The sequence below is a fragment of the Mycoplasma collis ATCC 35278 genome (assembly GCF_000701825.1).
Taxonomy (GTDB): Bacteria; Bacillota_I; Bacilli_A; order Mycoplasmatales; family Metamycoplasmataceae; genus Mesomycoplasma_A; species Mesomycoplasma_A collis.
The window spans coordinates 1-15597 of sequence record NZ_JNJY01000018.1 but is presented as its reverse complement, the minus strand read 5'-3'; the positions used below and the strand labels follow the sequence as shown (position 1 = coordinate 15597).

Annotated in this window: 11 protein-coding genes and 1 rRNA gene; 10 read left to right on the top strand and 2 right to left on the bottom strand. The window is 20.3% G+C overall.

Annotated features, from left to right (window positions below; translation table 4 throughout):
* Positions 1-415 precede the first annotated feature (415 nt).
* The gene (locus T403_RS0103435; protein WP_033161419.1) at positions 416-691 is read right to left on the bottom strand and encodes a hypothetical protein; all 276 of its coding nucleotides are present in this window, start codon (positions 689-691) and stop codon (positions 416-418) included.
* Between the two features lie 409 nt (positions 692-1100).
* Between T403_RS0103435 and T403_RS0103430 the strand changes: the two genes are divergently transcribed.
* The 10 genes from T403_RS0103430 (at position 1101) to T403_RS04620 (ending at position 15185) form a co-directional block, all read left to right on the top strand.
* Positions 1101-2069, top strand: a complete 969-nt coding sequence (locus tag T403_RS0103430) for a ribose-phosphate pyrophosphokinase (protein ID WP_033161418.1) — start codon at positions 1101-1103, stop codon at positions 2067-2069.
* Positions 2056-2742 (top strand): 16S rRNA (guanine(527)-N(7))-methyltransferase RsmG, encoded by a 687-nt coding sequence (gene rsmG / locus T403_RS0103425; RefSeq protein ID WP_033161417.1) that lies wholly within the window; start codon positions 2056-2058, stop codon positions 2740-2742. Before T403_RS0103430 ends, rsmG begins: the two co-directional genes overlap by 14 nt.
* A gap of 7 nt (positions 2743-2749) precedes the next feature.
* On the top strand, positions 2750-3349 hold the full coding sequence (locus tag T403_RS0103420) for a hypothetical protein (RefSeq protein WP_051619148.1): 600 nt from the start codon (positions 2750-2752) through the stop codon (positions 3347-3349).
* The gene (locus tag T403_RS0103415; protein WP_033161416.1) at positions 3349-4026 is read left to right on the top strand and encodes a hypothetical protein; all 678 of its coding nucleotides are present in this window, start codon (positions 3349-3351) and stop codon (positions 4024-4026) included. The genes T403_RS0103420 and T403_RS0103415 overlap by 1 nt, the downstream gene beginning before the upstream one ends.
* Before the next feature lie 131 nt (positions 4027-4157).
* Positions 4158-4577 (top strand): HNH endonuclease signature motif containing protein, encoded by a 420-nt coding sequence (locus T403_RS0103410; RefSeq protein WP_033161415.1) that lies wholly within the window; start codon positions 4158-4160, stop codon positions 4575-4577.
* 16 nt (positions 4578-4593) lie between these two features.
* Complete coding sequence (gene gpmI, locus T403_RS0103405; RefSeq protein ID WP_033161414.1) at positions 4594-6108, top strand: 2,3-bisphosphoglycerate-independent phosphoglycerate mutase; 1515 nt, start codon at positions 4594-4596, stop codon at positions 6106-6108.
* A 368-nt stretch (positions 6109-6476) separates the two neighbouring features.
* A complete protein-coding gene (locus T403_RS04280) occupies positions 6477-10259 on the top strand; it encodes an AAA domain-containing protein (RefSeq protein WP_051619147.1) in 3783 nt (1260 codons plus the stop codon).
* Positions 10252-12312: a hypothetical protein gene (locus T403_RS0103395; protein ID WP_033161413.1), complete on the top strand. Its 2061-nt coding sequence runs from the start codon at positions 10252-10254 to the stop codon at positions 12310-12312. The genes T403_RS04280 and T403_RS0103395 overlap by 8 nt, the downstream gene beginning before the upstream one ends.
* Before the next feature lies 1 nt (position 12313).
* Positions 12314-13276, top strand: coding sequence for a hypothetical protein (locus T403_RS0103390; protein WP_033161412.1), 963 nt, complete (start codon positions 12314-12316; stop codon positions 13274-13276).
* A 1-nt stretch (position 13277) separates the two neighbouring features.
* Positions 13278-15185: an AAA family ATPase gene (locus T403_RS04620; protein ID WP_051619146.1), complete on the top strand. Its 1908-nt coding sequence runs from the start codon at positions 13278-13280 to the stop codon at positions 15183-15185.
* A 59-nt stretch (positions 15186-15244) separates the two neighbouring features.
* On the opposite strand, the gene rrf is transcribed toward T403_RS04620, so the two are convergent.
* Positions 15245-15352 (bottom strand): 5S ribosomal RNA (gene rrf / locus T403_RS0103380).
* Positions 15353-15597 lie beyond the last annotated feature (245 nt).

Sequence of the window (15597 nt, the reverse complement as noted above, 5' to 3'; positions counted from 1 at the left end):
CAAAAATTTTATATAGGTTCAAGAACTGAAATATTTGTTTCCAACATTATTAAAAAATTTACTAAAAGAAAAACGCTAATTGGTTTAAATTTATTTCAAAAATTAATATTATTTAATAGAAATGAAGAAGAAAATCTTATTTTTATAAATAAATAAAAAATTTTAAATTTAAACTAAAAAATCATATAATTTATCTATTTATTTAAGTTAAAAAGCCAATTTTATTTTTAAATTGGTTATTTTGTTTTTCCTAAATTTAAAAAAATGTTTTTTATTTTAAAAAAATAATGTATAATGTCATTGTTAAAATTAAGGTTTATAAAATCCATTAACTTTTGTCTTTCTCTCAAAATATTTTATATATAAAATTATGACTAATTATTAAATATAAATTGTAAATAAGAAAATCGAATAATTATTTATTTCAGCTGTTTTTATCATTAAGAATATGTTGTTTTTTTTCGTTCTCAGCTTTAAAAACTGTTAAAATCGAAGAAATTAATATTAATATAAAACTTACAATTACCATTATTAAATAAAAAATTGGAAATGAAATTGAAATAGGACTTCCAATTGAAAATTCAACTGGGATTCGAAGAGAAAATAATTCTAAAGCAATCGAACCTAATGATACTATTCATAATCAAAATAAAGCATTGAAATTTTGATTATTTTTTTTAATTATTTTCATTTTTACAACTAATTTAAAAGATATTATGACTACAATAATTTTTGCTAATAATCCAAATATATATTCAAGTGTTCTTGATATATAAATAAATACATTAAATATTTTTGATCCATAATATAGTCCATTAAAAATTAAATATCTTGTAATTAAAAAAGAAAAAAATAATTAAAATTAAAGAAAATAATGAAGAAGCAGTGATTACTATTAAATTTATTTGACCTAATTTTTTTATATTTTTCATAAATATTTTTTTTGTTTTTTTTAAAACAAAATTTATTTTGTCCTTTCGTTTTTGTTTTTGATAAAAAGTATAATAAAAAAAACAAAAAAAAATTGAAAAAAGTTAATTTTAATCATTAATGCTTTATAATTTAAATTTTAATAATTAAATTTAAAACAAAAGGAAAAAATGAATTATAGAAATGTTATTTTTGGTATGAGAAATGCAATAGAAATGGCAAAAAAAATATCAAACGAAACTAATATACCACTTTTAAAAGTAAATAGAGATGTTTTCGCTGATGGTGAAACATTATTATGATCAGAAGAAACTGTAAGAAATTCAAATGCTTTCATTATAGCAAGTACTCATACTCCAGCTAATGAAAACATAATGGAATTACTTATTTTTATCGATTCTTTAAAAAGAGCTAATGTTAAAAGCATTAATATTGTAATGCTATATTATGGTTACGCAAGGCAAGATCGTAAAGATCATGGAAGAAAACCGATTACTGCTAAATTAGTTGCAGATTTATTAGAAAAAGCAGGAGCTAATAGAATAATAGCAATTGATTTACACAATCCTTCTATTCAAGGTTTTTTCAACATTCCAGTTGATGATTTAAAAGGGCAATATGTTTTGGCTAAAAAAATCAAACAAGAAAGCGAAAGATTTACAGTTGTATCGCCAGATCATGGTGGAGCAGTAAGGGCTAGAATTTTATCAGAATTAATTGCTGATACAATAAAAATTGCAATTATCGATAAAAGAAGAATAGGCGTTAATAAAACTGAAGTTCTAGGAATTATTGGTAATGTTAAAGATAAAAATGTTGTTATTATCGATGATATTATTGATACAGGTGGAACTATAATAAAAGCGGCTAAAACAGTTAAAGAACATGGAGCTAAAAAAGTTATTATCGCAGCAACTCACGGTGTTTTTTCAAATGGTTTCCAAATGTTTGAAGATGCTAAAGAAGTTGATAAAGTTATTATCACTGATACAATAACACATAATCACTTTGATGCTTCTAAATATAAAAAATTAGAAATAGTTTCTTTATTTAAATTTATTTCCAAAACAATAAATGCAATTACAAACAATACTTCTATAACTGAAATTTATTCAGAATTTAAAAATGAAATCATTTAAAGAAAAAGTTAAAAATTTAGTCAATAATTCACAAGTTTTTGAAAAACTTGAACATTATGTATTTTTGATTGAGCAAGAAAATCAAAAAATTAATTTAACTGGTTTTAGCGGTGATACATTATGAAAAGAAGGAATATATGAATCGCTTATTTTTATGAATTCTAATTCTTTTTCAATGAACGAAAAAGAAAAATTAGAATTTTTAGACATAGGTGCAGGAGCAGGTTTTCCCTCTCTTCCCTTCTTAATTTGAAAAAATAATTTTAATTTAACTATTTATGAGCCAATTCAAAAAAGGGTAAATTTTTTAAACTTAGTTAAAAAAGAAATTAATTTAAATTTTAAAGTTAAAAAAATAAGAGCTGAAAATTCAAAACAACATGAATATTTTGATTTTATAACAGCAAGAGCAGTATCTTCGTTAAAAAATCTTATTGAAATTTCACACTTTTTAGGAAAAGAAAATTGTTTATTTTCTTTTTTAAAAGGACCTAAAATACATGAAGAAATTGAACAATCAAAAGATATTTTTAAAAAGTTAAAAATTGAAAAATTTTCTTTATTTAAAATAGAGAGCAAGTTTGAAAAAACAAACTATAATTTTAATTTTATTAAAGAAGCAAAAACTCCTTTAGAATATCCTAGAAAATGAGAAAAAATTGTAAAGAGCTAAATTTATTATGAATAAAAATTACGATCAAAAAGAAAAGAATATAAAACAAAAAAAAAGAGCATTTCAATTTGCGAATGATGATGAGTGATATACAACTAAAGAAGATATTCAATATTTTATTGATAAAGCAAAAATTCCAAAAACCAAAATTATTTGGTGCCCTTTTGATCTAAAAAATTCTAACTTTGTTAATGTTTTTAAAAAAAACGGTTATAAAGTAGTCTCTTCTCACTTAGATGAAGGAAAAGATTTTTACTTATATGAACCAAAAGGAAAATGAGATATTATTGTTTCCAATCCCCCATTTAGAAATAAATTTAAACTCTTAGAAAGATTATTAGAGTTTAATAAACCATGGGCTTTAATTTTCGGCATTCAAGCATTGAATTCTGAAAAATTTTGCGATAAATTACAACAATTTAAAAGGGTTCAATATATTCATTTAAAAAGAAGAATGTGTTTTACAAAAGATTATTTGAATTATGACGTAATGAATTTGCAAAGACCTTCTTTTGCTAGTATGTGGATAGCTAATGATTTATTTAAAAAAGATATACAAGTTTGATATGGTGTAAATTATAAAAAAGATAGCAAGGAATTTTGTTAATGTTGAATATATTTATTTCAAAAAATTTAATTAAAAATTTAATTAATTTAAGAAAAAAAGATTGAAACGAAGATATAAACGAATTCGATATTTATTCGAAAATTCAAAAAATATTAATTTATGATGAAAAAATAAATGAAAAAGAAAAATTAAATTTTCAAAAAATAGATGACAGATTTCAAGGTATTTACATAAAAGAATTAAATGAAACAATATGTTTCACACAAATGTTGTCTTTTTTATCAAAAATTAGATCAAGAAATACTTTTATAAGTCAAAATAGTAAAACTGCTCAAGAATTTGCAAATAAAATAAATTCCAATTTGTCTATCTCATTAAATCCCTTTGATTTAGAGAAAAAAGTTATTATTAAACAAAAATCTATAATCAAAGATTTAATTCAATTATTGCATTTATCAGTAAAAATAAATAAATCTATAGAATGATTAAATAATGAAATAGAATTTTCTAATTTAAATGAATTTATCGATTATAGAAATTTTATAAAGAATAAAAATAAGGGAAATAATTCAACATTTATAAAAATATTTGAAGATATAAAACAAATAATTTTATATGGTAAATTAGATGGAGCTAATTATTCAGATACAATAAATACAGCAAAGATCATCCAGTTGTTAAATAAAAAAAATTTGATTTATTTTTTATTTCATTAAATCAAAAAACTGATAAAATTAGAAAAAATTATGAAATTCAAAATTTAAATTTTAAAATTTATGATGAAAAAATAAATTTTTCAAATTTTAAAAATGAAAATGATATTAATGTAATCAAAAGAAATCAGGCATTGTTTATTAAAAATATACTTAAAAGATATTTAAAATACAATCAAATAAATTTACATCAATGTTTTGCTTGTGATTATAAAATTGAAAACAATTTAATAGCTTCACACATTTATAGATTTTCAGATATTAATCATGATTTACAAAATAAAAAAATTAATAAAGAAACAGCATATAATTTAGCATTTTCTGGAGAAAACGGATTTTTATTATGTCCAAATCACGATAAAGAATTTGAAAAAGGAATGATAATTTTTGATTTTAATTTAAAAAAATTTATAGTTAATACAAATAATTTATCTGAATTTTCGTTTAAAGAAATTTCAAAAAATTTAAATAGCCAAAATTTTAATTTAATAAATTTTTCCAATACTTTTATCAGTAACTTAAATAAATATTTTGAAAGAATAACTAACATTTAAAAACGAAAGGAAAAATATGAAAAAACCAGTAATTTTAACAGTGATAGATGGTTTAGGGCTAAGAGATGAAATTCAAGGGAATGCTTTCCTCCAAGCTAAAACACCAACTTTTGATGAATATTTTAAAAATTATCCATATTCTATAATACAAGCCTCAGGAGAATATGTAGGGCTTCCAAAAGGGCAGATGGGGAATAGTGAAGTTGGACATTTAAATATAGGAGCTGGCACAATTGTTTATACAGGGCTATCACTTATTAACAAAGCTGTTGAAGAAGATAGTTTTATTAAAAATTCTAAATTTATAAAAGCTTTTGATAATTCAATTAAAACTAATAGCGCACTTCAAGTTATGGGGCTTTTATCGCCAGGTGGCGTTCATTCATTAGAAAAGCACTTATTTACCTTAATTAAAGCAGCGCATGATTATGGGGTTAAAAAATTAAATGTTCATATTTTCGGTGATGGGCGTGATGTTGCTCCGCAATCTATTTTAAAATCAATAGAAAAATTAGAATCTGTTTTAGAAAAATATGAAAATTATAAAATTGCAACTATAGCAGGAAGATTTTATGCTATGGATCGTGATAAAATGTTTGATCGTAATGAAATTGCTTTTAAAGCTATTTTAGGACAGTCTAATAACTATTTTGAAAATGCAAGCGAATATATTAAAAAGCAATATAGTGAAAATATTTATGATGAATTTTTAGTTCCAGCACAAAACAAAAATCTTTTAAAAAATGATTTTTTAAAAGATCACGATTCTGTTATTTTCTTTAATTTTAGACCTGATAGAGCTAGACAATTAACACATATGATTATTAATAGCGATTTATATGATTATAAACCCTCAACAATAATAAAACCTAACGTTTTTGTATCAATGATGAAATATGAAGGGCTAGATACTGAAGTTGCTTTTGAAGAGATGAAAATAACTGAACCCATTGGAAAAGTTATTGAAAAAGCTAATTTAAAACAACTAAGATTAGCCGAAACTCAAAAATATGCGCATGTTACATTTTTCATGGATGGTGGAGTCGATGTTGTATATAAAAATAGTGAAAGAATAATGGTAGATTCACTTAAAGTAGAATCATATGCTGATGCACCAGAAATGTCGGCTGAAAAAATAACTGATAAATTATTAGAAAGAGCTAAAGAATTTGATTTAATAATCATGAATTATGCAAATCCTGATATGGTAGGGCATACAGGGAATCTTAATTCCGCTATAAAAGCGGTGGAAGTTTTAGATCAACAATTAAGTAGAATAAAACAATGGGTGGAAGAAAATAATGCTATTCAGTTTATAACAGCTGATCATGGAAATGCCGAAGTTACTGAAGATGAAAATAATAAACCCGCTACAAAACATACTTCTTATCCAGTTATGCTAATAACTACAGATAAAACTTTAAAATTAAAAGATGGAAAATTAGCAAACATAGCTCCTACTATTTTAGATTATATGAATATTAAAAAACCAGAATCAATGAATGAAGAATCATTAATTATTAAAAAATAATAATCAAAATATAATTTATTAATATAAAATATTTTAAATCTTAATAAATAGAGAAAAAGAAAAGAGGTATATGTGGAAAAAATGTTAAATATAACTCTCAGAGAGAGAGAGAGAGAGAGAGCAGCGATAACACTTTAATATTCCAATATGATAATGAAGATTGAAATAAAAAAGTAGAACTTAAATATAGAGAGAAAAAAATAAATGGAATTTGAGGAAGAGAAAAAGAATATTCTTTAATTGATTTATTAAATAAAATAAAAATTTTTGAAAATATATATGAAAATTCTAATGCTGAGGAAGCATTAGAAAATTTTTTAATTGATTTTGAAAAATTAGAACAATATGAACTTTTATTTTTAGACACTGTGAGTTCAGAAATTAGAAATAAATTAAAAAATAATAATTCAAATAATTTAAATAATGATATAAAGATTCAAAATTTAGTTTTAGTGGGATTTTCCAAAAATAAAAATCCAGAATTGAATTGAAAAACAAATGGTGCTGCTATATTTTTCGACTGCTACATTTTTAGTGATAAAAGTGAATACATATCAAAAATTAGAAGAATTGAATTTTTGAATTTAAATCAATTATTAAATAACAATAAAATAATCGAAAAAATTAAATTTGAAAAGATATCTGTTTCTTCAATAAAAAGGAAAGATAGATTAGAGCCAACATTAGTAAATAAGTATAAAACATTTTTAAATATTTTAAACAAAATCAATAAAACTGTTAATTGAAAAGATGAGCATTTTCAAGCAAATTTAAAAATTGAAGAATGATTTAAATTGATAGAAAAAAGCAGAAATTATTTTAATAATAAAAAATCATTTAATGAAATTATTTTTACTTTAAATAATAATTTAGTAAAACATGAAATTAATGAATTAATTGCTAATAATGAAAAATTTATCGTTTTATCTCCAAATAATAGAACCAATAAAGAAGATATCATGAATATTAAAAAATTTTATATTTATGACGCAAAAGATTTTGATAAAAAAATTCAAATAGAATTTAAGAATAAAAATTTTAATTGGTATAAAAAAGTTGATGATTTTAAAAATGATATTTTAAACAAATATATTAAACAAAAAGATGATCAAATAAATGAAAAAGATAATGAAATAAATGAAATTAAAAACAATAATGATTTATTAGAAAATGAAAAAAAAGAGAATCAAAACAAAATAGATGAAATTAAAGAAATTGAATATAAAACTTTTGAAGAAATAGAAATTATCCAAAATGAAATAAATGACTTTAAAAATGAAAAAACATCATTTGAAAAAAATATTTATAATTTCAAAAAAGAAATAGAAAAATTAAATAGTAAAAATTCTTCAAAAAAAACTAAAGAAGAAATAAATAATTTTGAAATAAAAAATAAAATTTCAGTTTTAGAAAAAAATATTTTAGATTTAAAAAGCAAAATTGAAGAAATAGTAAAAGAAATTCAAAATAATGAAGAAAAATTAAAAAAACTTGAAACAGAAAATAAAAAAAATAAACAAGAATTGGAAAAACTTAAAAGAGAAGAAAAAAAAATCCAAACAAAGATTTCAGCTAATAACAAACAAATTTCATATATAGAAAATATAGAAATTCCAAATTTTAAAAAACAGAAAGAAATATATGAAAAAGTAAATACTTATATAAGTGATAAAAAAAATGAAATAAAACAAATTTACTGAAATGTAGAAATTGACAAAATAAATAACAATAAAAATTCAGAAAATAATAATAATGAGGTTTCTATTTCTTTAGATTTAAATTTTGATAAATTTAATATTTCTAATTTTCCATATTTAAATAATGATGAAACAGGAACCAAAATAAAAATATATAGGTATGACGATGCTTTTCAAAGTATAAAATTTGGCCAATACAAAAATCCTTATTTATTAAAATCATTATCCGAATTTAAAAAATTAAATTCAGAAAATTTAGAAATAGCAAAAAAGCAATTAGATGAATCAAAAATTTTAGAAAAATACAAATTAAATCAAAAACAAAAAGATTCGCTTATAAAATTTATTGCAACACAAGATGTTTTTTATCTTCAAGGTCCGCCAGGAACAGGAAAAACACAAACAATTTGCGCAATTGCAGAGCATTCAATAAGTAAAAATAATGAAAATATTTTAATTACATCTTCAACACATGAAGCTATAGAAAATTTTTTAGATCGTATAAATGAAATGAATCCAGACGATCCTAAAATTATTTTATATAAATTCAATTCATCTTTTAATAACAATAAAAATTATAAAAAAAATAAAAAAACTATTTTTGATGAAGAGCATTTATATACAAATTTTGTTGAAAAAATAAGTAATTTTTATATTTCAAAATTTAACGAAAATAAAGTGAATGAATTGTATGATTTAACTAAAAAATTAAAATTAAACAAAATGAAAATTTCCAATATGTATAATTTCTATAATAACTTAAAAGAATCTTTTGATAATAAATCTAAAAATAGTAATAATTTATTTAATTTAGAAGAAATTGAAGAATTTAATAAAAATTTTAAAATTTTAAATACTGAAGAATTAGAAGAATCAAAAAGTTTATCTCCGATTGTAAGGAACAGAGTTATCTCAGATATGTTAGATGAAATTTATACTAAAATAAATGAAAATCTTGATTTAATAAATTTATTTTCAATTTGAGAAAAATTAAATGATTTAGATAAAAAACAATTTTTAAGTAATTTAAAAAATAATGATATTTCAATTTATAGTGAATATTTAAAACAAAAAAATAATAATCATTCAAAGACTAATTTGTATGAAAATATATTTATTGAAAAAGATAAAGAATTTAAAAAATATATTTTTGAAAATAATCTTATTAATGTTTTTGGTATTACTACCACTTCGAAAACGCAAATAGATATTTTATCATCAACAAGAGATTTATTTTTTGACTATCCAATAGACACAATCATTTTTGATGAAATTTCAAAATCTTCTACCCCTGAAATATTATCAAGAATAATAATGGCTAAAAAAATAATTTTTTCTGGTGATTATAAACAGTTACCTCCTAGCAAAGATTTAAGTGATGAATTAATAGGTAAAATTTTTAATCAAAAAAATGATAAAAATCTAGATTCTTTAAATAATTATGAAAACGAAGATTACACAGAAGATTACGTTGATGAATTTAGCTATGACCATAATGAAGATTACGATGATGAAGAATCAATGGAATCTAAACTAAAAGATTTAAAACAAAAAATAAATGAAGTTGATAAACTATATAAAAAATCATTTTTTGTTGAACAAGTAAAAAAAATGAAAACAGAAAATGTAAAAAATATGTCATATGAATATTTGAAAGTTCAACATCGTTTTACAAATGAAATAATGGAATTTGTTAATTTATTTTATGATAATGACGAAAAATTAGAAGAACCCAAAGATGAAAGGAATAAGGTAAAAAATAATTTTACTTTTTCAAGTTTTAATAGTAAAAAATATGAAAATAGCCCTATTTTAATATCTACTGATAGATTTAATGATGAATATTTTCAATTTTTAAAAAATAAAAAAATTGAAAAGCTTGATGAATCTGCTACTTTTGATCAAAATAAATCAATTGCTTTTGATATAAAAGATAAAATTACTAATTCAGGACAGTTTAATGAATATAACGCTTATATTATTATTAAACTATTGTATAAATTTAAAGAGAATAATAAAGAAATCGATCTTACTAACAAAATAGGAGTTATTACATTAACTAGAAATCAAGTTTTAATTATTAAACATTTAATAAACAAGGATGAAGAATTATCAAGGCTTAAAATAAAAGTGGATACTATTGATAATTTTCAAGGAAGAGAAAAAGAAATTATTATAGTAGATTTTGTTAGAGCGAAAAATAAATATGAAAATAATGCAATTAAAGATTTAGGTTTGAAAAGAAATTTAGACTTTTTAAAAACCAATGAAAGAGTTAATGTAGCTATTTCGAGAGTAAAGAAATTTTTATTTTTAATAGGAGATTTTGAATATTATTCAAATTCTAATATTAATAGAAATTCTTTAGAAACTCCATTAGTTTGCAAAATATATGAAAAATTTATAAATAAATATTCAAACCAAATTGAAGAAGCTGGTGATTGAAATGAATAAAAAAATAAAAATTGAATTCGTTGTTCCTTATGCTGAAAATCAATTAGAAATAAAATTAAGTAAATTAAAAGATATTGAAGAATTAGATCTTTTGATTTTGGATTTTTTTATTGATAATAAAAAATTTCCTAAAGATCAAAAACTAATTGATTCGCTGCAAAATGCGTTTAATTTAAATTCAAAATTTAAAAAATTTTTAGAAAATAGAATATTTTCTTTATATGAAGAAAAAAACTTATTATTATCTAATAAAGAAAAAGAAAAAAAATATAACAAAAATAATAAAAATTTAAAAAATTTTTTAAAAGGAGATTTTGAAATCCATCCTAATTTAGAGAAAAACTTAAAAAAATTTATATTTAAAAGTTTTCAAAATGAAACTAAAAATATAACTATTTGATATTATGAAGATTTAATTTTTAACAAAAATTCCAAATATTTTAATAAGGAAAAAAAAGATATTCAATTAAATAATGAAATAAAAGAAATTTTTGAAAATTTTTATAACGGAACATATAATAATTATTTTGAAGATAAATTAATTAATAGTTATAAAAATGATAAAAATAAAATTCAAGACATTGAAACAAATTTTAGTGAAAATTTATTAAATGTTTTAAATAAAAATGAAAATGAAGAAATAAGTTTAATTAAAAATGTTTCACAAAATATTTTTTTAGATAAAAAAGATTTTGATTTTTTAATAAGTTTTGAAGAAAATAAAAATATTTTGCATTTAAAAAATGATGATAAAGATCAATATGAATATTTTAAATTTCTAAATAAAAATAATTTAATTGAACAATATTTTTACTCTTCTTTTCAAAATCAAGTATTTAAAAAAAACAAGTTTAATGATTTAAAAGAAATTAACTCAATTAATAATGAATTTATTTATTTTTGAGAAATAAACGATGATAAATTCGAAACATTGTTAAAAAATTTTGAAATAACAAAACAATTTATAAAAAAATATTTCGATTTAAGTTTTTATAAAAATACTTTTTATGAAATTAAAATAAAAAAAGAAACAAATGTTATTTATAAAGATGAAAATGATAAAAAATTTGATTTCAAATTATTTAATATTACAGTTTTTAAAGAAATTAATAATAATGAAAATATAAATACTTTTTTAAATGATGAAAACTGAAAAATTTACTTTACTAAAGAATTTGAAAATTTTTTCAATCAGTTAAACATTGAATTTCAAACAAAAGTTTTAAATTTTTTAATTAAAAACCTTGAAAATGCAAACCTGGAACAGTTTTTAGATGAAAATAATTTTTATTGATTAATAGCAAAATTGAAAGAGCTAGATAAATTAAAAATATTTAATTTTTTATTTAAAGATGAAAACTTATATGTATTAGAAAAAATTTTAACTAACAAAGATTTATCTATTAAAAATATTGGAATTGAAACGTTAAAACATTTTTCAATTAATAATCTAAATAATATATCAATAAATAAATTAACAAATTTTAATTTTACAGGCGAAAATGAAAAAGTATATTCTGAAATTTGTGAAATTTTTAAATATAAATCAATAAAACCAATTTTTAAATTTTGAAATAAATTAAATTATTTTGAAAATGATTTAAAAAAACTTGATTTTTCTACTAAAACGGATATTGAAGATTTGGAAAATATAAAAAGCTCTTATATAAAAATTATTAATAAATGAAAAAAAGAAAAATGTTTTGATATTAGTGAATTAAATGAGAATTTAGAAAAAATTGAAGATCTTATTTTAAACAGCAAAAGAAAATTAAAAACTCAAATATTAGAATTGAGCACCGATATAAACCATTATTTAGAAAAAATTTTGGACATGTCAAATTCTAAAGATAATTTTTATGAAAAATTAAAAGAAAAAAAATGAGATAAATATTTTGAAAATTTAGCCAAAGAATTGAAAAAATGAAGAAATGACATTGCGCATGTTGGTGATAAACAAAATAAAATAGAAACAATGAATAAAAAAGAATTTTTAAAAATAAAAGATAAATTCAATGAATTAAAAAAATATATAGAAAATAAAGGAGTTTAGAATGAGTCATAGCGTTTCTTTTTCGATAGATCATTCAAATTCTTCAATTATAGTTTGTAATAATATAATTGAAAGGTTAGAAGAAATAATACAAAATTCAAATTTTGATCAAATTACTAAAAATGAATTGCTTGAAAAAAAACAAAAATTAGAAAATAAAATAAGCGAAAGTATTGGTGAATATACACAATCTAGAGCATTTGAAATTTTAAGAGAAATTGATACTCTTTCAAAAGAAGTTTCTAATATTAATTGACATAAAATGATTATTCAAGATTTAGAAAGAAATGAAGAACAATCAAATGTCAATTATCTTGAATATATAGCTAAATATGGCTATTTAACCACTAAAGCAATTTCTAAATTAAAAAAAGCCAATGCAATCATAAATAAAGAATCATTAGAAAAAGAAATTGAAAATATAAGACATATAATTATAAGTGAAAAAGAATTAGAAAATTTTCATGATAGTGTTATTAATTATATTGATTCTTTAAATATTTTATCTGATGAAATAAGATACGTTTTAAAAAATAAAATTCTCAATTTAAGCACAGTGCAAGAGTTATCTGATACTATTGCTTATTTAGATTCTAAAATTATTGAAATTAAAAAAATTGATGATTTATCTAAAAATATTCTTAAATCTTTAAATAAAATTGAAGGATTTAAGCAATACAAAAAACCGAGTTTAAAATTTGATAAAAATAATTTTAATATTGTAAAAACTTTTTATCTTGTTAATAAAAACAATAATAAAGTTCAAATAAATATTAAAGGTAATATGGAAATTTCATATAAGTTAGGAAATTATATTGGACATGCATGCGAGAAAACAACGAAAAAACTTATTAATGATTTAGAAATTAATGGTTATAAAATCTCTAATTTTAAAATTACTAGAGAAATTGGAATTAGCACACAAAAACAGAAAGCTCAAGCATTAAAAATAAAGGATAAATAATATGTCATTTTATAATTCAACTAAAAAATTAATTGATAAAATTTTTTATAAAAATATCACAATTGTTTCTGGAAATATTGACGATTTAATTTATTTAAGATATTTAAATGATTCGAGATTAAAAAATGTTGAATTTCCTAGTCAATATTTCATTAATTTAAAACAATTTATTGGTTTAGTTTTAAAAGAATTTGATTTTAAAAAAATAGAAACTTTTATCCCTGGAAAAGGAGTGATAGATCTAACTAAAGATTTATTAGATCAAAATTCATCAAAAGATATAATAAGGGAAAATAGTGATGTAATCAGAGAAGATGATGATGAATTTGAAGATGAAGATGGAGAAAACAATCTTTCTATACCAATAGAACAATATATTAACGAGATTATTAATTATATTAATACTTTAAAATCTGAAGATATTAAAACCGATAAACAAGTAGCAATAATTTTGAATTTAAGTGATTTACTTTTAAAAGAAACTAATCCAACTTTTATAGCTAATTTAATTTCAACATTTATCGAAATAAGTGATTATAAAGCAAATGATTATATTAAAAATAATTACAAATTGATTTTATTATGTAAAAATAGTGATGCTTTAAATAATTTGATTTTTGAAAATAATGTCGAAATTGCATATCATACAATTTCTTTTCCTAATCGTGAAGAAAGAAAAGCTTTTTTTGAAGTTAATCTTTCAAAATTTAACGATCATTTTGAAGAAAAAATGGTAAAAGAAAAAAAAGAATTTGATGAAGCAATAATGTTAACAAATGATTTTTCATTTCGGGGAATATTACAATTAATAAAAGTCTTAAATAAAAAAAATTCATTTAAAAATTTTAAAGAGTTATATAGAAATATTTTGTTTGATAAAAAAGAATCGGAGTGAGAAAAAATTGATCAAAACAAAATTAAATTTTTTAAAGAAGAAATTAAAAAAAGAGTAAAAGGCCAAGACTTTGCAATAAATGAAACAGAAAAAACATTAATTAGATCATTTGTTGGACTATCAGATTCTAGTTCTTTTGAAAATAAGAAAAAGCCAAAAGGAATTTTATTTTTTACAGGTCCAACCGGTACAGGTAAAACCGAATTATCTAAAGCATTAGCAGAATTTATTTTTGGTGATCAAAACTCACTAATTAGATTTGATATGAGTGAATATAATCATGAACATAGCGATCAAAAATTAATAGGTTCTCCCCCAGGTTATGTAGGTTATGAAAGTGGCGGTCAACTAACTAACGCTATTAAACAAAAACCTTTTTCTATTTTATTATTCGACGAAATAGAAAAAGCTCATGGAAAAATTTTAGATAAATTTTTACAAATATTAGAAGATGGTAGGCTCACTTCATCAAAAGGAGAATTAATTGATTTTTCAGAAACTTTTATTATTTTTACTTCTAATATAGGAGTGAAAGAAACATTATATTTAGCTAAAGATAAAAATGTGGATGAAAATACAATTAGAAATAAATTTAAAAGTGAAATAAATAAATATTTTAAAGAAACATTAGGAAGACCTGAAATTTTAAATAGAATTGGTGATAAAAATATTATTCCTTTTAACTTTATTATGAAGGATGAAATTATAAAAGAAATAATATTTAATCAATTAGGTAAAATGAATAAATTACTTAAAAAAGAAAAAAATATAGTTTTATCTCAAAGCAGTGAAAACGATTTAATTACTTTATTTACTCAAGTAAGAAAAGGTTTTAATCACGAATTTGGAGCAAGGGGTCTTATTGCTGAATTTGAAAAAATTTTCATTGATGTTTTGGTATATTTTATATTTAATAATATAGAAAAAATAAAAGATAATCAAAAAGAAAATTTAATAACTAAATTACAATTTTCATTTGATGAAAATGATGAATTAATTTTTAAAATAATATAAATTTAAATTTTATTTTTATGTATATTATTATTTAAGTTTTTAAAAAAAAGATAAAAAAAAACTAGCAACTTCCTATCTTCCCATATTTCAGGTATTTTCGGCGCAAAAGGGCTTAACTACTGAGTTCGGAATGGTATCAGGTGTTCCCCTTCGCTATGGTTACTATTGCATTTATTATACATTAAAAAAAAATAAAACAAAGTTTTTTTTTATTTTCCCAAATTCTATTTCTAAGTGCAACACATTTAAAATTTTTAAAAAAGTAATAAAATTTTAAATGGGGGGCACTTTTTTTATATAAAAAAAAGCTCCCCCCATTTAAAAAAAGGAGAACTATGAATAATAATTATACAGGTTATAATTATACTAAAAAATATTATCATTTAGATAAAAATAAAAGATTAATAATTGA